The sequence below is a fragment of the Streptomyces sp. HP-A2021 genome (assembly GCF_022807935.1).
GTDB classification, from domain to species: Bacteria; Actinomycetota; Actinomycetes; order Streptomycetales; family Streptomycetaceae; genus Streptomyces; species Streptomyces afghaniensis.
Genome location: NZ_CP094344.1, coordinates 7458273 through 7475840 on the forward strand (window position 1 = coordinate 7458273; position 17568 = coordinate 7475840).

Consider the following 17568-nt stretch of genomic DNA (forward strand, 5'->3'; position numbering starts at 1 on the left):
AGCTTTACCTAAGTGACGCAGGGCACCCACTGGGTGGCCGAACGCCGCTTGCCCGCCCCCGATGAATTACGCAACAATGGCGTTGTGAAAAACGTCGGCGAGGCTCGGGAGACCCCCACGGGGGCCCCTCAGGAGGAGCTCGCGACCGGGGAGCGGTCCACCCGCAACCGAGTCGCGCGGTCCATCCTGGACCACGGGCCGTCGACCGTCGCCGAACTCGCCGAGCGGCTGGGCCTCACCCAGGCGGCCGTGCGCCGGCACCTCGACGCCCTTGCGGGCGACGGTGTCGTCGAGGCGCGCGAGCAGCGGGTCTACGGCGCGCGCACCCGCGGCCGGCCGGCCAAGGTGTTCGCCCTGACCGACTGCGGCCGGGACGCCTTCGACCAGTCGTACGACAAGCTCGCGGCGGACGCGCTGCGCTGGATCGCCGACCGCGAGGGCGGGAACGAGGCGATCGCCGCCTTCGCCCGCGCCAGGATCGCCGCGCAGGCGAGCGCGTACCGCGAGGCGGTCGAGACCGCCGCGCCCGAGCAGCGGACGGAAGCCCTGGCCAAGGCCCTGAGCGCCGACGGGTACGCTGCTACGGCGCGCAGTGCGCCCCACCCGCAGAAGGGTGAACAGCTCTGCCAGCACCACTGCCCGGTCGCCCACGTCGCCGAGCAGTTCCCGCAGTTGTGCGAGGCGGAGACGGAATTTTTCGCCGAGCTGCTCGGTACGCACGTACAGCGGCTCGCCACCATCGCGCACGGCGACGGCGTCTGCACGACGTTCATCCCCAAGATTTCCCACAACGCATCTGCAAGCACGGCCGGGAGGAACCCCGCATGACTCTCCCCACGGAGACTGCCCACCCTGAGCTCGAGGGCCTGGGCAAGTACGAATACGGCTGGGCCGACTCCGACACGGCCGGCGCCTCTGCCAAGCGCGGCATCAACGAGGACGTCGTCCGCGACATCTCCGCCAAGAAGAACGAGCCGGAGTGGATGACCAAGCTCCGCCTCAAGGGCCTGCGCCTGTTCGAGAAGAAGCCCATGCCGAACTGGGGCTCGGACCTGTCGGGGATCGACTTCGACAACATCAAGTACTTCGTGCGCTCCACGGAGAAGCAGGCGGCCTCCTGGGAGGACCTGCCCGAGGACATCAAGAACACGTACGACAAGCTGGGCATCCCCGAGGCCGAGAAGAACCGCCTCGTCGCCGGTGTCGCCGCGCAGTACGAGTCGGAGGTCGTCTACCACCAGATCCGTGAGGACCTGGAGGAGCAGGGCGTCATCTTCCTCGACACCGACACGGCCCTGAAGGAGCACCCGGAGCTCTTCAAGGAGTACTTCGGGACCGTCATCCCCGTCGGCGACAACAAGTTCGCGTCGCTGAACTCCGCCGTGTGGTCGGGCGGCTCCTTCATCTACGTGCCGCCGGGCGTCCACGTGGAGATCCCGCTCCAGGCCTACTTCCGCATCAACACGGAGAACATGGGCCAGTTCGAGCGGACCCTGATCATCGTCGACGAGGGTGCCTACGTGCACTACGTCGAGGGCTGCACCGCCCCGATCTACAAGTCGGACTCGCTGCACTCCGCGGTCGTCGAGATCATCGTCAAGAAGAACGCCCGCTGCCGCTACACGACCATCCAGAACTGGTCGAACAACGTCTACAACCTGGTCACCAAGCGCGCCGTGGCCTACGAGGGCGCGACCATGGAGTGGGTCGACGGCAACATCGGCTCCAAGGTGACGATGAAGTACCCGGCCGTCTACCTGATGGGCGAGCACGCCAAGGGCGAGACGCTGTCCATCGCCTTCGCCGGCGAGGGCCAGCACCAGGACGCGGGCGCCAAGATGGTCCACATGGCGCCGAACACGTCGTCCAACATCGTGTCGAAGTCCGTCGCGCGCGGTGGCGGCCGTACGTCCTACCGCGGTCTGATCGAGATCGGCGAGGGCGCCGCGGGCTCCAAGTCGAACGTGCTCTGTGACGCGCTGCTGGTCGACACGATCTCCCGCTCGGACACCTACCCCTACGTGGACGTCCGTGAGGACGACGTGTCCATGGGTCACGAGGCCACCGTCTCCAAGGTCTCCGAGGACCAGCTCTTCTACCTGATGAGCCGCGGTCTGAGTGAGTTCGAGGCGATGGCGATGATCGTGCGCGGCTTCGTCGAGCCCATCGCCAAGGAGCTCCCCATGGAGTACGCGCTGGAGCTCAACCGGCTGATCGAGCTGCAGATGGAAGGCGCGGTCGGCTAACACCCGCCGCAGTCCCATCAGGCCCCTTACGCAACGGAAAGCGAGCACTACGACAGCCATGGCTGAGGCCCAGAACATCCCGGTGGGCTCCACCACCACCGGCTCGATCGCGGTGGCGGCCGAGTCGACCGTCGCCACCCGCATGAGCGCGCCCCCCTCCTTCGACGTGGCGGACTTCCCCGTCCCGCACGGCCGTGAGGAGGAGTGGCGGTTCACCCCGCTGGAGCGCCTGCGCGGGCTGCACGACGGCACCGCCGTGGCGAACGGCGACGGCGTGAAGGTCGACGTCCAGGCCCCCGAGGGCGTCACCGTCGAGGCCGTCGGCCGCGACGACGCCCGGCTCGGCAAGGCGGGCACCCCGGTGGACCGCGTCGCCGCCCAGGCCTACTCGGCCTTCGAGAAGGCCTCGGTCGTGACCGTCCCGAAGGAGACCGTCCTCACCGAGCCGATCCGCATCGCGGTGCACGGCCAGGGCGGCACCGCCTTCGGCCACCAGGTGATCGAGCTGGGCGCCTTCGCCGAGGCCGTCGTGGTCATCGACCACACCGGTGACGCGGTGCTCGCCGCCAACGTCGACTACCTCCTGGGCGACGGCGCCAAGCTGACCGTCGTCTCCGTCCAGGACTGGGACGACAAGGCCGTGCACGTCGCCCAGCACAACGCGCTCGTCGGCCGCGACGCCTCCTTCAAGTCCGTCGTCGTCACCTTCGGCGGCGACGTCGTCCGGCTCCACCCGCGCGTGCAGTACGCCGGCCCCGGCGGCGAGGCCGAGCTGTTCGGCCTGTACTTCACCGACCAGGGCCAGCACCAGGAGCACCGCCTCCTGGTCGACCACAACGTCCCGCACTGCAAGTCGAACGTCGTCTACAAGGGCGCGCTCCAGGGCGACGGCGCCCACGCGGTGTGGATCGGCGACGTGCTCATCGAGGCCAAGGCCGAGGGCACCGACACGTACGAGATGAACCGCAACCTGGTCCTCACGGACGGGGCCCGCGTGGACTCCGTACCGAACCTCGAGATCGAAACCGGCGAGATCGTCGGCGCCGGCCACGCCTCGGCCACCGGCCGCTTCGACGACGAGCAGCTCTTCTACCTCATGGCCCGCGGCATCCCGGAGCACGAGGCCCGCCGCCTGGTGGTCCGCGGCTTCTTCGCCGAGCTGGTCCAGCAGATCGGCCTCCCCGACATCGAGGAGCGCCTGATCGCCAAGATCGAGGAGGAGCTGGAGGCGGCAGTCGGATGACCTTCGTACGCGCCTGTGGACTGGGCGAGCTGGAGGAGGACACCCCGAAGCGGGTGGAACTCGACGGCACGCCCGTGTCCATCGTGCAGACCGAGGGCGAGGTGTTCGCGATCCACGACATCTGCTCGCACGCGAACGTCTCCCTGTCGGAGGGCGAGGTCGACGACTGCCACATCGAGTGCTGGCTGCACGGCTCGCGCTTCGACCTCCGCTCCGGCAAGCCCGACGCCCTTCCCGCGACGCGCCCCGTCCCCGTATATCCCGTAAAGATCGAAGGGGACGACGTGCTCGTCTCCCTCACCCAGGAGTCCTGAGGCACCCATGGCTACGCTTGAAATCCGAGACCTGCACGTCACCGTCGAGGTCGAGAACGGCACGAAGGAAATCCTCAAGGGTGTCGACCTCACCGTGAAGCAGGGCGAGACGCACGCCATCATGGGCCCCAACGGCTCGGGCAAGTCGACCCTCGCCTACTCCCTCGCGGGACACCCGAAGTACACGATCACCGGCGGCACCGTCACCCTCGACGGCGAGGACGTCCTGGAGATGTCCGTCGACGAGCGGGCCCGCGCCGGTCTGTTCCTCGCGATGCAGTACCCGGTCGAGGTCCCGGGTGTCTCCGTGTCGAACTTCCTGCGCACCTCGGCGACCGCCATCCGCGGCGAGGCCCCCAAGCTGCGCACCTGGGTGAAGGAGGTCAAGGAGGCCATGGAGCGCCTCAACATCGACCCGTCCTTCGCCGAGCGCAACGTCAACGAGGGCTTCTCCGGCGGTGAGAAGAAGCGCCACGAGATCCTCCAGCTGGAGCTGCTCAAGCCGAAGATCGCGGTCCTCGACGAGACCGACTCCGGCCTCGACGTCGACGCCCTGCGCGTCGTGTCGGAGGGTGTGAACCGCGTCCGTGACACGGGCGAGGTCGGCACCCTGCTGATCACGCACTACACGCGCATCCTCCGCTACATCAAGCCCGACCACGTGCACGTCTTCTCCGGCGGCCGGATCGTCGAGTCCGGCGGTGCCGAGCTCGCCGACAAGCTGGAGGAAGAGGGCTACGAGGCATACACGAAGGGTGGCGCATCCGCGTGACACAGCTGCCGGGCCTCCTCGACACAGAGGCGCTCCGCAAGGACTTCCCCATCCTGGACCGCCAGGTCCACGACGGTAAGAAGCTCGTGTACCTGGACAACGCGGCGACCAGCCAGAAGCCGCGTCAGGTGCTGGACGCCCTCAACGAGTACTACGAGCGCTACAACGCCAACGTCCATCGTGGCGTGCACGTCCTCGCCGAGGAGGCCACGGCGCTGTACGAGGGCGCGCGCGACAAGGTCGCGGAGTTCATCAACGCGCCCTCGCGCGACGAGGTGATCTTCACCAAGAACGCCTCGGAGTCGCTCAACCTCGTGGCGAACATGCTGGGCTGGGCCGACGAGCCCTACCGCGTGGACTCCGACACCGAGATCGTCATCACGGAGATGGAGCACCACTCCAACATCGTCCCGTGGCAGCTGCTCGCGCAGCGCACGGGCGCGAAGCTGAAGTGGTTCGGCCTGACCGACGACGGCCGTCTGGACCTGTCCAACATCGACGAGGTCATCACCGAGAAGACGAAGATCGTCTCCTTCGTGCTGGTCTCCAACATCCTGGGCACCCAGAACCCGGTCGAGGCGATCGTGCGCCGCGCCCAGCAGGTCGGTGCGCTGGTCTGCATCGACGCCTCGCAGGCCGCGCCGCACATGCCGCTGGACGTGCAGGCCCTGCAGGCCGACTTCGTGGCCTTCACCGGCCACAAGATGTGCGGTCCGACGGGCATCGGCGTCCTCTGGGGCCGCCAGGAGCTGCTGGAGGACCTGCCTCCGTTCCTCGGCGGCGGCGAGATGATCGAGACGGTGTCGATGCACTCCTCGACCTACGCCCCGGCGCCGCACAAGTTCGAGGCGGGCACGCCCCCGGTCGCCCAGGCGGTCGGTCTCGGCGCGGCGATCGACTACCTCAACTCGATCGGCATGGACAAGATCCTCGCCCACGAGCACGCCCTCACCGAGTACGCGGTGAAGCGGCTGCTGGAGGTCCCCGACCTGCGCATCATCGGCCCGACCACGGCCGAGGAGCGGGGCGCGGCGATCTCCTTCACCCTCGGGGACATCCACCCGCACGACGTGGGCCAGGTCCTCGACGAACAGGGCATCGCGGTCCGGGTCGGCCACCACTGCGCGCGGCCGGTCTGCCTGCGGTACGGAATTCCTGCGACCACGCGAGCGTCGTTCTATCTGTACTCCACGCCGGCCGAGATCGACGCGCTGGTCGACGGCCTGGAGCACGTACGGAACTTCTTCGGCTGAAGGGCGTGCTGAACGGTGAAACTGGACTCCATGTACCAGGAAGTCATCCTGGACCACTACAAGAACCCGCACGGGCGGGGCTTGCGGGATGGCGACGCCGAGGTGCACCACGTCAACCCGACGTGCGGTGACGAGATCACACTGCGCGTGAAGTACGACGGAACGAAGATCGAGGACGTCTCGTACGAGGGCCAGGGCTGCTCGATCAGCCAGGCCTCGGCCTCCGTACTGAACGAACTCCTCGTCGGCAAGGAGTTCTCCGACGCGCGGAAGATCCAGGAGACCTTCCTGGAGCTGATGCAGTCCAAGGGAAAGCTCGTGCCCGACGACGCGATGGAGGAGATCCTGGAGGACGCGGTCGCGTTCGCCGGGGTGTCCAAGTACCCGGCCCGGGTCAAGTGCGCCCTGCTGAGCTGGATGGCCTGGAAGGACGCGACGGCCCAGGTGCTGGGCGGCGCCGACGCCGAGAAGGAGACGACGGCATGAGCGAGACCGTGGAGATGAAGCCGGCCTCGGAGGAAGAACTCCGTGAGGCCCTGATGGACGTCGTCGACCCCGAACTGGGCATCGACGTCGTCAACCTCGGCCTGATCTACGGCATTCACGTCGACGAGTCGAACATCGCGACCGTCGACATGACCCTGACCTCCGCGGCCTGTCCGCTGACGGACGTCATCGAGGACCAGGCCAAGTCCGCCACGGACGGCCTCGTCAACGAGCTGCGCATCAACTGGGTCTGGATGCCGCCGTGGGGCCCCGACAAGATCACGGACGACGGGCGGGAGCAGCTTCGGGCGCTCGGGTTCAACGTCTGAGAACCCCGTCTGGGATCCACGTCTGAGGTTCACTGACTGACGAAGGGGCGGCACCCTCCCGGGGTGCCGCCCCTTCGCGTGTGTCAGTCCGGTTCGCCTGTCAGTCCAGCCCGGCCACCAGCCGGAACGCCGAGTCCGCGCGGTACAGGCCGTCGTACTGGTACGGCTCGAGGCGGAGTTGGAAGTTGCGGTGGCGGAGGAAGCGGCCCGGGTAGTTCGCCGACTCCAGCATGATCGCGCCCGAGTAACTGGCGGGGCGGGGGCAGAAGGTGGCGTCCTTGCGGAAGAGGGACGAGCCGTCGTTGCGTTCCGCGCGCAGGACGAAGTTGCGGTGGCGGAGGTAGGTGCCGTCGGCCGTGGTGAAGGAGTAGCAGGAGGGGTCGGCCAGGCCCGCCACCCGTTCGAAGGTGGCGTTGCGGCGGGCCGAGGCCGAGCCGGCCTGGGCGAGGGTGACGTAGCCGCCGCTGGTCTGCCAGTAGCGGTCGGGGTAGTTGACGGAGCGTATGGAGGTCCCGCTCTTGGCGGCCGGGGGCTTCGCGCTCGGTGAAGTCCTCTGGGACGCCGGGGGCTTCGGCGCCTTCGTGTGCGGCTCCGGACTGGCGTCGGGGCGGGGCGATGTGCTTCGGGTGGGCGTCGGGGACGGGCGCTTGTGGTGCTTTGCGGGCGCTTTCCCCGCCTTGGAGGGCGTCGCGAAGGAGATCAGGCCGCCCGGCGCCGAGCTGCTGAGGGTTGTCGGCTGCGCCGCCGACGGGGTCGGCTCGCCGGTCCGGCTGTCCATCACGGCGATCGCCGTCACGCACGCGGTGACGGTGGCCAGGGCGAGAGCGCCTGCCATCCAGAGCCGTCGCGTCCCCGGTGCCCGGGTGGTGTCCGGGGCCCAGCCGCTCTCCCACGGGCGGTCCAGCGGGGGCCGGGACTTCTCTTCTGACATGCGCTTTTTCCTCCGGCGGGCACCCTTGACGGCGGCGCAGTTGTGGTGGCCCGGTGTGTGATCGGGTGACACCGTAGTGGACCAGTGGGATCCCTGGGGGGCGTTTGTTGAAAGCGGTATCTCTTCTCTCGTCGCGTCCTCGTTGCGTACGGATGTACAGATGTTGTGTACGCTCGTACATATGGGTTATCTGCTGCTGGCCGGGGCCATCGCCGCCGAGGTGGGTGCGACGACCGCCATGAAGTACAGCGAGGGCTTCAGCAGGCTCGGACCCTCGCTGCTGACGCTCCTCGGCTACCTCGTCTCCTTCGCGCTGCTCGCGCAGACGCTGAAGACCGTCTCCGTCGGAACGGCCTACGCGATCTGGGCCGGTGCCGGCACCGCCGCCATCGCCACGATCGGGTTCGTCTTCCTGGGAGAGGGGATGACCGGCGCCAAGGCCGCCGGGATCGCGCTGATCATCGTCGGGGTCGTGGTGCTGAACCTGGGAGGTGCCCACTGATGCCCCGGCGCTACGACCCCGAGCGGCGGCAGCGGATCATCGACGCGGCGATCCGGGTCGTCGGGGCGAAGGGCATCGCCGGGCTGAGCCACCGCACGGCCGCCGCCGAGGCCGATGTGCCTCTCGGCTCGACGACGTACCACTTCAAGACCCTCGACGAACTGCTGGTCGCCGCCCTGCGGCAGGCCAACGAGGGCTTCGCCAAAGTCGTCGCCGGGCGGGGCGCGCTGGAGGATCCCCGGACCGACCTGGCCGCCGAGCTGGCCGCGTGGATGGGGGAGTGGCTCGCGGGCGACCGCACGGGCGTCGAGCTGGAGTACGAGCTCTATCTCGCCGCCCTGCGCCGGCCCGCCCTGCGGCCCGTCGCCGCCGAGTGGGCCGAGGGCGTCGCCGAGCTGCTGTCCCGGCGTACGGATCCGGTGACCGCGCGGGCGCTGGTGGCGGTCGTCGACGGGATCTGTCTCCAGGTGCTGCTGACCGGGGTGCCGTACGACGAGGCGTACGCCCGGGAGGTGCTGGGGCGGGTGGTGGCGGGGGCGGGGGAGTGAGGCCGGTGGTGGGGACGCCGCTGTGTGCCGTCGACCTGCACCGGGACGTACCGCCCGGCACGTGAGACGTCCCTGCACCGGTTCGCATCGACCGCTGTCCGCCGGTTAGGTTGCCCTCATGACCGACACGACTGCTCCTCGTACCACCGGCGCCGTGGCCGCCGGCCTCGCCACGGTCGCCGCCGACGGCACCGTCCTCGACACCTGGTTCCCCGCGCCCGAGCTGGCCGACGCGCCCGGCCCGTCCGGCACCGAGCGGCTCTCCGCCGAGCAGGCCGCCGAGCTGCTCGGCGGCGGTGCGACCGCGGCGATCGGTCCGGACGCCCGCCGGGGCGTCGAGGTGGTCGCGGTCCGCACGGTCATCGCCTCGCTCGACGAGAAGCCGATCGACGCGCACGACGTCTACCTGCGTCTGCACCTGCTCTCCCACCGCCTGGTCAAGCCGCACGGCCAGAGCCTGGACGGCATCTTCGGCTTCCTCGCCAACGTCGCCTGGACCTCGCTCGGCCCGGTCGCCGTCGACGACCTCGAGAAGGTGCGGCTGAACGCCCGCGCCGAGGGCCTGCACCTCCAGGTCACCTCGGTCGACAAGTTCCCGCGCATGACCGACTACGTGGCCCCCAAGGGCGTCCGCATCGCCGACGCCGACCGGGTCCGCCTCGGCGCGCACCTCGCCGAGGGCACCACCGTCATGCACGAGGGCTTCGTCAACTTCAACGCCGGCACGCTCGGCACGTCGATGGTCGAGGGCCGTATCTCCGCGGGCGTCGTGATCGGCGACGGCTCGGACATCGGCGGCGGCGCCTCGACCATGGGCACGCTGTCCGGCGGCGGCAACGTCATCATCTCCATCGGCGAGCGCTGCCTGGTCGGCGCCGAGGCGGGCGTCGGAATCGCCCTCGGCGACGAGTGCGTCGTAGAGGCCGGCCTCTACGTCACCGCCGGCACCCGCGTCACCATGCCCGACGGCCAGATCGTCAAGGCCCGGGAGCTGTCCGGCGCCTCCAACATCCTCTTCCGCCGCAACTCGGTCACCGGCACCGTCGAGGCCCGGCCGAACAACGCGGTGTGGGGCGGACTGAACGAGATCCTGCACAGCCACAACTGATCACGGGCGGCCGTGACCTGCGGCCGCCTCATTGATCAACGTCCTGAACCTGCTTCTGAGCTGTCGTAGCTGTCGACGTTGGTCATCGTTGAGCGCCCTTCCACGGCCCATGGCCGGCCCGGGAGGGCGCTCATGCATTGCCTCGTGTGCCTCGCCAGGCGTCTGAGGGCTCGGAAGCCGGCGGGAAGAGCGGCTCCACTTCACCGGTCCAGACGCGATAGAGGTGGCGGATGGCCGTGATGTCGGCGTGATCCTTGGGTCTGGCAGCGGCGATCTTCCACCGCAGGATGTCACCCAGGCGCATGAACGGGACGCCATCGATGACGTCCGCATCCTCGATGAGCCGGTCCGTTGACCAACCCGGGGTCCAACGGTCCACGATCTCTATCGAGGCAGTCGGGTGGACGACTCTGAGTCCGTACCCGGAGATGGTGGGCTCCGGTGCGCCGAGACGAAGGGCGCGCTGCCAGGCCTCGCCGCGTGCGAGCACATCAAGGTCGCCCATGCGCGCGCGTAACCCGCGTACGTAGAGGGCCGCAGAGCCGCACACCACGTAGTCGCTGCGTGGGAGTTTCAGGGCAGCCAAGGCAGCGAAGAGCCCATCGGCATCGCTGAGAAGCAACTGTTCTCCTCGGAGGGACGGAAGGAGCTGTGGCTCGGAAGCGGACCACAGACAGTGACGCTTACATGGTGTACGTCGGCGGCGAACGAGGTCGGTGCCTGGTTGTCACCGGCCACGTACGAGTTACCCGGCGTGACCTCGTGGTGGCTTTTGCAGATGAACGGGTGGGCGCAGGGTCCTATGAACGGGTGGACGCCGTGTCCGATCAGAAGCCGAAGCTACGAAACGAGGACCGGGGCATGAGGAACGAGCGGGGGCGGGCCGTGGCGCGCTGTCTGGCCGGGGCGGTCACGGCGCTGGCGGTGTGCTGGCTTCCGGCGGGGGCCGCGCACGCCGACGAGACCAACACGGGCTCGCACAACGGCCACCGGGTCGGGCTGGTCAACGTCAACGTCGGCCAGGTCGACGACCCGGCGGAGGACGTGCTGGAGCACACGCTGCTGTTCGGTGACGGGTACGCCTGGAACTGAGCGGCAGTTCGACGGGCCGGGGTCCGTACCGCGCACACTTGCGGTACGGGCCCCGGCCCGTTTTTCGTGTCCGGCAGGTGGCATAGCGGGAGAGTCCCGCGCGCGTCACAAGGGGTACGGGGGCGGACAGCGGGTCCGTCCCGGGGGAAAGCGAAGGTGACGATGGATGCCGAAGCGCAGGAGAGCTTCCGGGAATTCGTGGCGAACAGATCGTCCGCGCTGCTGAAGACCGCGGTCCTGCTGAGCGGCGGCGACCGGCACGCGGGCGAGGACCTGCTCCAGAACGCGCTGATCAAGGCGGCGGGCCGCTGGCACCGGATCGACGAACCCGAGGCCTATGTCCGGCAGGTCCTCTACCGCCAGCAGGTCAGCCGCTGGCGGCTGAAGTGGCCGAGGCGCGAACTGAGCGTCGCCGAACCGCCGGAGACCTCCGCCGCCCCGGACGCCTCCGGCGCGGCCGAGCTGCGCCTGGTGATGCGGGGTGCGCTGGCCCGGCTGACCGCGCGGCAGCGCACCGTGCTCGTGCTGCGCTATTTCGAGGACCTGCCCGAGGCCGAGGTGGCCCGCATCCTGGGCTGCTCCGTCGGCACCGTACGGTCCGCCACCCACCGCTCCCTGGCCCGGCTGCGCGCCCTCGCCCCCGAGCTCGCCGCCCTGGGGCCGGCCGCCGCGGAACAGCGGCCGTCCCATGACTACTCGCCCGTGGAGGTGCGTCAGTGAACGTCGACGAACTCGTGCGCGACGCGCTGCGCGACCAGGCCGACGGGCAGCCGCCCGCGGCACCCGGCTTCGCCGACCGGGTGCTCGCGGTCCGCCGGCGCCGCCGCAGCCGCCGGCTCGCCTCCGCCGCCGCGGCGGCCGCCGCCGTGGTCGCCGTCGCCGTGGCCGTGCCGATGCTGGACTCGGGGAAGCAGGACGTTCGTCCCTCGGGCGGCGTGGAGCAGACCGGCGTCACCGCCCGTCCGGACCAGTCGCCGCCGCGCGATCTGATCGCGGCCGGCCGGGTCGCCCTGGCCGCGTACTTCACCAGATCGATCGTCGAGCAGTCCGCCGACCGTGCCGTTTCCAGGCGCACGTACTGGCTGCTGAACCCGAAGACGAACAAGTACGTGAAGGACGACCGGTGGTCGTACGTCGCCGTCGCCCCCGGGATGACGACCGCCGCCGTTCTCGAACGGGACCTGCCCGTGCCGCGTATCGGGCTGCTCGACCTGGCGAGCGGTCAGGTCAAGCGGTGGATCCCGGTCGACCGGCCGGTGGCTGGGGTGGAGTTCTCCACCGACGGCAGGAAGCTCGTCGCGACGACGTACAGCAAGAACCCCGACCGCCGGGTGAAGATCGACGGGTCGGAGGGCTGGGACGCCCCCTTCATGCAGTCGGACCGGACCGGGTTCCACGTCATCGACGTGGCCTCCGGAAGCAGTTCCTGGGCGGGGGTGGAGATCGGCGGGGGTGCGCACAATCCCGAAGTGTTCATCAACTCGCGCCAGGACTTCGCGTTCACCCGCGACGGCCGTCTCGTCTGGTCGGGGATGCCCACCGAACCCGGCGAGAAGTTCTACGACTTCACCGGCAAGGAAGTCCCCGCGCCCGAGCTGGAACGGTACCGGGACTGGTCCGTCGACGCGGGCGTGTCGCCGGACGGGCAGCTCGTCGCCGGCCCGTTCGCGGGGCAGAAGTGGAAGACGTCGTCCTTCGTGCTCGACGCGCGCACCGGGAAGCAGCGCGAGGTACGCGGGCAGCAGTTGCTCGCCTGGGCGGACGGAAACTCGCTCGTCGCCTGGGACATCGGGCCGGACGGGAACGAGTACCACCAGCGGCTGGTGCTGGTGTCCATCGGCGGCGAGAAGACGACCCCGCTCAGTGATTTCCGGTCGCCCAAGGACAACACCGAGGGGCGGTGGGAGCCGGTGTTCGCGGAGCGGTGATCAGGTCCGGGTGAGGTCCGCGTGGAGCGCCAGCAGGGCGTCGGCCGTGGCGGGGCCGGCCGGCCGGAGCGGGGCGCGGACCGGGCCCGCGGGCAGGTCCAGGGCGGTGAGGAGCGCCTTCGTCGTCACCGTGCCCGGCAGGCCCGCCGACATGATCGCCTCGATGAGCGGGGTGGCCTGCTGCTGGAGGCGGGCCGCCCGGGTCGTGTCGCCCGCGTCGAACGCGTCCAGGACGGCTCGCAGCCGGGCCGGGATCACGTTCGACACCGTGCTGACGTAGCCGGCCCCGCCCACCGCGTACAGGGCGAGGTTGTGCTCGTCGCAGCCCGCGTAGTACGCCAGGTCCGTGCGGGCCAGCACCTTCTGGGCGGCCAGGAAGTCGTAGGAGCAGTCCTTGACCGCCACGATCATGGGGTGCGCGGAGAGGCGGAGGATCGTCTCCGCTTCGACTCGGACGCCGGTGCGGTTCGGGATGTCGTAGAGCATGAGCGGGAGCTCACTGGCGTCGGCGATCTCGCGGAAGTGCGCCTCGATCGCGTCCTGCGGGGGTCTGCTGTAGTACGGCGCCACCACCAACAGGCCGTCCGCGCCCGCCTTTTCCGCCTCCCGGGCCAGGTCGACGGTGTGGCGGGTGTCGGGCGTGCCGACGCCCGCGACGATCGACGCCCGGTCGGCCACGGCCTCGCGGACGGCTGCGATCAGGGCCGACTTCTCGGCGTCCGTGGTGGTGGGTGACTCGCCCGTCGTGCCGGACAGGACGAGGCCGTCGCAGCCCTGTGCGACCAGGTGGGCGGCGAGGCGCTGGGCGCCGTCGAGGTCCAGTGCGCCGGACGTCGTGAACGGGGTGATCATGGCGCACAGGGCGCGGCCGAAGGGGGTCGTCATGTGAGTAGTGTCGGCAGCATGACTGTGTAGCTCTAGTTAATTCTGCTACCTGGTATTCCTAAGAGATGCTTTCCGGCCGTGCCGACTCCGGGGAGTCCAGGCAGGCCGTCCGCAGGGGTAGCCGGGGATGGGCCGGGTACTCGGGGGTTCCTACTTCGAGAGGAGGCGGAACACCGTGACCGGGACCATCGATCATCGGGCCGTGCACGACGAGCACCACTCCGTGGGCGAGCTCGTCTCACAGGCCACGGAGCAGCTCTCCCGGCTCCTGCGGCAGGAAGTTGCTCTGGCCAAGGAAGAACTGGCCGAGAAGGGGCGGCGTGCGGGGCGTGGCGGTGGGCTGCTCGGTGCGGCGGGTGCCGTCGCCTACGCCGGGCTGCTCGCGCTGGCCGGGACGGGGGTCGCCGCCCTCTCGCTGGTGCTGTCCGTCTGGGCCGCGGCGCTCATCGTGACGGGGGTGCTGTTCGTGATCGCGGCCGTGCTGGGCGCTGCCGGCCGGGCGCAGTTGCGCCGGGCCACGCCTCCCACGCCTGAGGCGGCTCTCGGCAGTGTCAGGGCGGACGTGGAGGAGATCAAGGAAAGGGCACATCGATGACGGACGCGACGGGTGGGGCCAAGGGGCCCGACGAGCTGCGGCAGCAGATCGAGCGGACCCGTGGTGAACTCGGGAACACGGTGGAAGAGCTGGCGGGGAAGGCGGATGTGAAGGGGCGTGCGCGGGCGCGGGCGGCCGATCTGCGGGACAAGGCCGGGGCGATGACGGTGCAGTTGCGCAGCAGCGCCGCGCAGGCCGGGCATACGGTGCAGGACAAGGCGACGCATGTGACGCATGCGGGGCCTCGGCATCCCAAGCCGGTGCTGGTTGCCGGGGCGGCTGCGGGGGCTGTGGTGGTGACTGTCGGGGTGTTGCGGCGTCGGCAGCAGGCCGCTCACGGACGTCTCTGGCATCTCGTGCATCGCTGAGCGGGTGGGGGTGCGCGTAGCGCCTGCTCGCCGGGTGGTGGGTCGGGGCCGCGCCGGGGGGTGTCCGTCCTCGGAACGGCGCGATGGGGTCACCTACCGACTGACTGGCGTTGACGCGCCAACCGCTGCGGGCGGACACCCCCCGACACGTCCCCTTCCGTGCGTACGCGGGTGCGGGGTGCGTCGTGGTTGCCCTGGCTGCGGGCAATCGTGCCGCTGAGGGCGGCACGGGTGGGCGCAGCGGCACCCGGCTCCGCCGGGTTGCGGACCCACCCGACTCCAGCGGTAGGTGTCGGGCTGCGCAGCAACCCCGCTTGACCTCAAGCTTGGTCGAGGTTGAAAGGTGGGGTGTGCAGCAACCGGCGCATACGACTGGAGTGTTCCATGAGCCGTCGAACCGAGCAGCACCCCGACCTCACCGACCCCCGGATCGGTGCTCCCTTCTTCAGCACCTGGCGAGTCGGCACACCCGAGCGGCAGCAGCAGACCGTGGAGGTGATCGGGCGGACGTGGGAGCGGCGGCCGTGGCCCACCGGTGATCTGCTGGGCTACCACGTCTACACGGGGCACGACGGCTCCACGCTGATGCATCACTCGCAGTGGAGCAGCGAGCAGGGATACGAGGCCTTCGTCAAGACTCATCGGCAGGAGCGGGTCGACGAGATCGACACCGCCGTGCCGGGGATCGAGCGCGTGGGGCTCGGCCGGTACCGGCGGTATCGCAGCCGGGAGCGGAACATGGGGGACGTGCGGGTGCCGGGACTGATCGTCACCGTGCGGATCGACTTCGAGGAAGGGGCCGGGGAGCGGCGCGAGGAGTGGGTCGATCTCGTGCTCAAGGCCCTGGGGGACGATCCGGAGGGCCACGCCGGGCTGATCTCCGCCCATTTCCATCTGAGTACCGATGGCGGGCACGTGCTGAACTACGCCGAGTGGGAGAGCGATCAGGCCTATGACGAGGCCTTGGCGGCGCCCGGGACCGACATGTGGGAGCGGGTGCGGACGTACCCGGGGGTGGGCGCGGTGAGCGGGAGCCGGTACCGGCATGCCCTGGGGCTCGTGTCCGGATGAGTGGGGTGTGCCCTGGGGCCGGCTGGACCCATGGTGCAGCCGGCCCCTGGCCCGTGATTACGGGCGGAAGCGCAGGACCTGCGGGTCGTGGTCGCTGATCTGGTCGTTGAACTCCGCGTTGACGTGCACGCTGTCGTACGCGAAGTCGCAGTCGCGGCGGATCGACGGGCTGATCAGGATCTGGTCGAGGACCTGGCTGTTGCCCTGGTAGACGTACGAGTAACGCTCGCTCCTGGGCAGCGACTTGATCGCCGACCAGAGTTCGCCGCGGCCTTCGAGGAGCTTGGTGGTGCCGGAGAACTCGAAGTCGTTGATGTCGCCCAGGGCGATGACGTCCGCGTTCTTCTGGGTGTCGAGGATGTCCTTGACGAAGGCGTTCACCAGCGTGGCCTGCCGGTGGCGCTGGGTCTCGGAGCTGCGGGCCGGCGGCTGGTACTGGGAGGTCAGGCCCTGGTCGCCGCCCTTGGAGTTGAAGTGGTTGGCGATCACGAAGACCGTGCGGCCGCGGAAGGCGAACTCGCCGGCCAGCGGCTTGCGGCTGTTCTTCCAGGCCTCGTCGGCGGGCGCGATGCGGCCGGGGCTGAGCGTCAGGTGCGCCTTGCCGTGGATCTTCGTCACGCCGGTCGCCGTCGTGGCGTCGCCGCCCGCGCGGTCAGTGAAGGAGACCCGCTCCGGGTTGAAGAGGAAGGCCTGGCGGATGTTGCCGCCGGGCTCGCCGCCGTCCGTGTTGTCGGCCGGGTCGATCGAGCGCCAGTCGTACCTCGGGCCGCCGGCCGCGACGATCGCGTCGATCAGCTTGGTCATGGTCTGGTCGGCGGCGACCGTACCGTCGTTCTTCGCGCCGTTGTTGTCCTGGATCTCCTCCAGGGACACGATGTCCGGCGACTTGAGGTTGTTCACGATCGCGGAGGCGTGCTCGGCGAAGGTGTCGTCCGTCGGGTCGAGGTTCTCGACGTTGTAGGTGGCGACCGCGAGTTCCGAGGAGCGCTGCTTGCGCGTCGTCTCGCGCTTCAGGCCCGCGGACTCGAGGGTGCCGAGTTCGCTCGCGACCAGGGTGTAGCCGCCGAACTGGTTGTAGTCCAGCGGGCCCGCCGTCGTGCCGGTGAGCGTGTCGCCGACGTTCGCCTTCGGGAAGTCCGCCGTCGAGCCGATGGACTGGATCTGGAGCCGGCCGGTGTTCTGGGCGTCGTAGGAGCCGTAGACCGTGCCGCCGTGGCGGTTGCGGTTCTCGTGCGGCTTCACCGTCACCCAGAGTTCGCTGTACGGGTCGGTGGCGCCGACGACACGGGTGTCGGTGACGCGGACGGTCATGCCCTCCAGGGCCTCGTAGTGGTCCAGGGCGTACTTCGAGGGCTTGAGTGGCAGGGCGTTGATCGAGCCGTTCGCCGTGGTGTCGCCGGCCGGCGCGTAGGCGGCGGGGACCGACCTGGCGTCGATCGTCGTGGCGGCCGGGAGCTGGTTGCCGCTGGAGACGACCGTGGTCGTCGGCTTGGTGATCTCCGTCAGGGACTGGTTGCCGGAGGCGGTGCCGCCGGGGACGTACTCCGAGACCGTGCCGCTGACCGTGACGGAGTCGCCGACGGCGACCCCCTTCGGCGTCGAGCTGGTGAAGACGAAGACGCCCTCACTGGTCGCCGGGTCGGCGTCCGGGTCCGGGTCCTGGATCCAGAAGCCGCGGGACGAGCCGTAGGTCCGGATGCCGGTGACGATTCCGGTCACATCGGTGACCTGCTTGCCGGCGTACGGGGATATCCGGGTGCTGCCCTGGATGTCGTGGATGCGGACCGAGTCCGCGTGGGCAGGGGTGGTGAGGACGATCGTGGATGCCGCGGAGCACACGGCGGCGACGGTGAGCGCGGCGAGGCGCGCGGACGACTTGCTCGGCAACGGGAATCCC

General features: G+C 69.7%; 21 protein-coding genes. 17 read left to right on the plus strand and 4 right to left on the minus strand.

Annotated features, from left to right (window positions below):
* The first annotated feature begins 84 nt into the window (after positions 1-84).
* From MQE23_RS33665 to MQE23_RS33700, 8 genes are read left to right on the plus strand one after another with little or no spacing between them, the layout of a single operon-like run.
* The gene (locus MQE23_RS33665; RefSeq protein ID WP_020273983.1) at positions 85-828 is read left to right on the plus strand and encodes an ArsR family transcriptional regulator; all 744 of its coding nucleotides are present in this window, start codon (positions 85-87) and stop codon (positions 826-828) included.
* Positions 825-2246, plus strand: coding sequence for a Fe-S cluster assembly protein SufB (sufB, locus tag MQE23_RS33670; RefSeq protein ID WP_020273984.1), 1422 nt, complete (start codon positions 825-827; stop codon positions 2244-2246). Before MQE23_RS33665 ends, sufB begins: the two co-directional genes overlap by 4 nt.
* A gap of 58 nt (positions 2247-2304) precedes the next feature.
* Positions 2305-3489, plus strand: coding sequence for a Fe-S cluster assembly protein SufD (gene sufD, locus MQE23_RS33675; protein WP_243381089.1), 1185 nt, complete (start codon positions 2305-2307; stop codon positions 3487-3489).
* Positions 3486-3803 carry a non-heme iron oxygenase ferredoxin subunit gene (locus MQE23_RS33680; RefSeq protein ID WP_020273986.1) on the plus strand — a complete coding sequence of 106 codons (318 nt, stop codon included), beginning with the start codon at positions 3486-3488 and terminating at the stop codon, positions 3801-3803. The genes sufD and MQE23_RS33680 overlap by 4 nt, the downstream gene beginning before the upstream one ends.
* Positions 3804-3810: 7 nt before the next feature.
* Positions 3811-4575: a Fe-S cluster assembly ATPase SufC gene (gene sufC / locus MQE23_RS33685; RefSeq protein WP_020273987.1), complete on the plus strand. Its 765-nt coding sequence runs from the start codon at positions 3811-3813 to the stop codon at positions 4573-4575.
* On the plus strand, positions 4572-5828 hold the full coding sequence (locus MQE23_RS33690) for a cysteine desulfurase (protein WP_020273988.1): 1257 nt from the start codon (positions 4572-4574) through the stop codon (positions 5826-5828). The genes sufC and MQE23_RS33690 overlap by 4 nt, the downstream gene beginning before the upstream one ends.
* Positions 5829-5843: 15 nt before the next feature.
* Positions 5844-6314, plus strand: coding sequence for a Fe-S cluster assembly sulfur transfer protein SufU (gene sufU, locus MQE23_RS33695; protein ID WP_020273989.1), 471 nt, complete (start codon positions 5844-5846; stop codon positions 6312-6314).
* Positions 6311-6643: a metal-sulfur cluster assembly factor gene (locus tag MQE23_RS33700; RefSeq protein WP_010039749.1), complete on the plus strand. Its 333-nt coding sequence runs from the start codon at positions 6311-6313 to the stop codon at positions 6641-6643. The genes sufU and MQE23_RS33700 overlap by 4 nt, the downstream gene beginning before the upstream one ends.
* Positions 6644-6743: 100 nt before the next feature.
* Here MQE23_RS33700 and MQE23_RS33705 read toward each other — a convergent pair whose 3' ends face one another.
* Entirely contained in the window at positions 6744-7574 is an 831-nt protein-coding gene (locus tag MQE23_RS33705; RefSeq protein WP_037670453.1) for an AbfB domain-containing protein, read from the minus strand.
* A 181-nt stretch (positions 7575-7755) separates the two neighbouring features.
* Between MQE23_RS33705 and MQE23_RS33710 the strand changes: the two genes are divergently transcribed.
* The 3 genes from MQE23_RS33710 to dapD all read left to right on the plus strand — a co-directional run bounded on the left by MQE23_RS33710 (position 7756) and on the right by dapD (position 9732).
* Positions 7756-8076: a multidrug efflux SMR transporter gene (locus tag MQE23_RS33710; protein WP_020273991.1), complete on the plus strand. Its 321-nt coding sequence runs from the start codon at positions 7756-7758 to the stop codon at positions 8074-8076.
* On the plus strand, positions 8076-8624 hold the full coding sequence (locus tag MQE23_RS33715) for a TetR family transcriptional regulator (RefSeq protein ID WP_243381091.1): 549 nt from the start codon (positions 8076-8078) through the stop codon (positions 8622-8624). The genes MQE23_RS33710 and MQE23_RS33715 overlap by 1 nt, the downstream gene beginning before the upstream one ends.
* 118 nt (positions 8625-8742) lie before the next feature.
* The gene (gene dapD / locus MQE23_RS33720; RefSeq protein WP_020273993.1) at positions 8743-9732 is read left to right on the plus strand and encodes a 2,3,4,5-tetrahydropyridine-2,6-dicarboxylate N-succinyltransferase; all 990 of its coding nucleotides are present in this window, start codon (positions 8743-8745) and stop codon (positions 9730-9732) included.
* 130 nt (positions 9733-9862) lie between these two features.
* Here dapD and MQE23_RS33725 read toward each other — a convergent pair whose 3' ends face one another.
* Positions 9863-10354, minus strand: a complete 492-nt coding sequence (locus tag MQE23_RS33725; RefSeq protein ID WP_243381092.1) for a hypothetical protein — start codon at positions 10352-10354, stop codon at positions 9863-9865.
* Positions 10355-10593: 239 nt separating this feature from the next.
* Here MQE23_RS33725 and MQE23_RS33730 point away from each other — a divergent pair, with 239 nt between their 5' ends.
* The 3 genes from MQE23_RS33730 (at position 10594) to MQE23_RS33740 (ending at position 12752) form a co-directional block, all read left to right on the plus strand.
* Positions 10594-10824, plus strand: coding sequence for a hypothetical protein (locus tag MQE23_RS33730; RefSeq protein WP_037670464.1), 231 nt, complete (start codon positions 10594-10596; stop codon positions 10822-10824).
* Between the two features lie 162 nt (positions 10825-10986).
* Complete coding sequence (locus MQE23_RS33735) at positions 10987-11544, plus strand: SigE family RNA polymerase sigma factor (RefSeq protein ID WP_020273996.1); 558 nt, start codon at positions 10987-10989, stop codon at positions 11542-11544.
* The gene (locus tag MQE23_RS33740; RefSeq protein ID WP_020273997.1) at positions 11541-12752 is read left to right on the plus strand and encodes a hypothetical protein; all 1212 of its coding nucleotides are present in this window, start codon (positions 11541-11543) and stop codon (positions 12750-12752) included. Before MQE23_RS33735 ends, MQE23_RS33740 begins: the two co-directional genes overlap by 4 nt.
* Here MQE23_RS33740 and dapA read toward each other — a convergent pair whose 3' ends face one another.
* Positions 12753-13637 carry a 4-hydroxy-tetrahydrodipicolinate synthase gene (gene dapA, locus MQE23_RS33745; protein WP_020273998.1) on the minus strand — a complete coding sequence of 295 codons (885 nt, stop codon included), beginning with the start codon at positions 13635-13637 and terminating at the stop codon, positions 12753-12755. It lies immediately after the preceding gene.
* A 175-nt stretch (positions 13638-13812) separates the two neighbouring features.
* Between dapA and MQE23_RS33750 the strand changes: the two genes are divergently transcribed.
* The 3 genes from MQE23_RS33750 (at position 13813) to MQE23_RS33760 (ending at position 15671) form a co-directional block, all read left to right on the plus strand.
* Positions 13813-14232, plus strand: coding sequence for a phage holin family protein (locus MQE23_RS33750; RefSeq protein WP_020273999.1), 420 nt, complete (start codon positions 13813-13815; stop codon positions 14230-14232).
* On the plus strand, positions 14229-14600 hold the full coding sequence (locus tag MQE23_RS33755) for a DUF3618 domain-containing protein (RefSeq protein WP_020274000.1): 372 nt from the start codon (positions 14229-14231) through the stop codon (positions 14598-14600). The genes MQE23_RS33750 and MQE23_RS33755 overlap by 4 nt, the downstream gene beginning before the upstream one ends.
* A gap of 384 nt (positions 14601-14984) precedes the next feature.
* Positions 14985-15671 carry an antibiotic biosynthesis monooxygenase gene (locus tag MQE23_RS33760; protein ID WP_243381094.1) on the plus strand — a complete coding sequence of 229 codons (687 nt, stop codon included), beginning with the start codon at positions 14985-14987 and terminating at the stop codon, positions 15669-15671.
* 57 nt (positions 15672-15728) lie between these two features.
* Here the strand turns inward: MQE23_RS33760 and MQE23_RS33765 are convergent, their stop codons facing one another.
* Positions 15729-17558, minus strand: a complete 1830-nt coding sequence (locus MQE23_RS33765) for an endonuclease/exonuclease/phosphatase family protein (protein WP_243381096.1) — start codon at positions 17556-17558, stop codon at positions 15729-15731.
* Between the last annotated feature and the right edge of the window lie 10 nt (positions 17559-17568).

Excerpts from the sequence above, each read along its gene's own strand:
- sufB (WP_020273984.1), top strand. The coding sequence starts at position 825 with ATGACTCTCCCCACGGAGACTGCCCACCCTGAGCTCGAGGGCCTGGGC.
- sufD (WP_243381089.1), top strand. The coding sequence starts at position 2,305 with ATGGCTGAGGCCCAGAACATCCCGGTGGGCTCCACCACCACCGGCTCG.
- MQE23_RS33680 (WP_020273986.1), top strand. The coding sequence starts at position 3,486 with ATGACCTTCGTACGCGCCTGTGGACTGGGCGAGCTGGAGGAGGACACC.
- sufC (WP_020273987.1), top strand. The coding sequence starts at position 3,811 with ATGGCTACGCTTGAAATCCGAGACCTGCACGTCACCGTCGAGGTCGAG.
- MQE23_RS33700 (WP_010039749.1), top strand. The coding sequence starts at position 6,311 with ATGAGCGAGACCGTGGAGATGAAGCCGGCCTCGGAGGAAGAACTCCGT.
- MQE23_RS33705 (WP_037670453.1), bottom strand. The coding sequence starts at position 7,574 with ATGTCAGAAGAGAAGTCCCGGCCCCCGCTGGACCGCCCGTGGGAGAGC.
- MQE23_RS33710 (WP_020273991.1), top strand. The coding sequence starts at position 7,756 with ATGGGTTATCTGCTGCTGGCCGGGGCCATCGCCGCCGAGGTGGGTGCG.
- MQE23_RS33715 (WP_243381091.1), top strand. The coding sequence starts at position 8,076 with ATGCCCCGGCGCTACGACCCCGAGCGGCGGCAGCGGATCATCGACGCG.
- dapD (WP_020273993.1), top strand. The coding sequence starts at position 8,743 with ATGACCGACACGACTGCTCCTCGTACCACCGGCGCCGTGGCCGCCGGC.
- MQE23_RS33730 (WP_037670464.1), top strand. The coding sequence starts at position 10,594 with ATGAGGAACGAGCGGGGGCGGGCCGTGGCGCGCTGTCTGGCCGGGGCG.
- MQE23_RS33735 (WP_020273996.1), top strand. The coding sequence starts at position 10,987 with ATGGATGCCGAAGCGCAGGAGAGCTTCCGGGAATTCGTGGCGAACAGA.
- dapA (WP_020273998.1), bottom strand. The coding sequence starts at position 13,637 with ATGACGACCCCCTTCGGCCGCGCCCTGTGCGCCATGATCACCCCGTTC.
- MQE23_RS33755 (WP_020274000.1), top strand. The coding sequence starts at position 14,229 with ATGACGGACGCGACGGGTGGGGCCAAGGGGCCCGACGAGCTGCGGCAG.
- MQE23_RS33760 (WP_243381094.1), top strand. The coding sequence starts at position 14,985 with ATGAGCCGTCGAACCGAGCAGCACCCCGACCTCACCGACCCCCGGATC.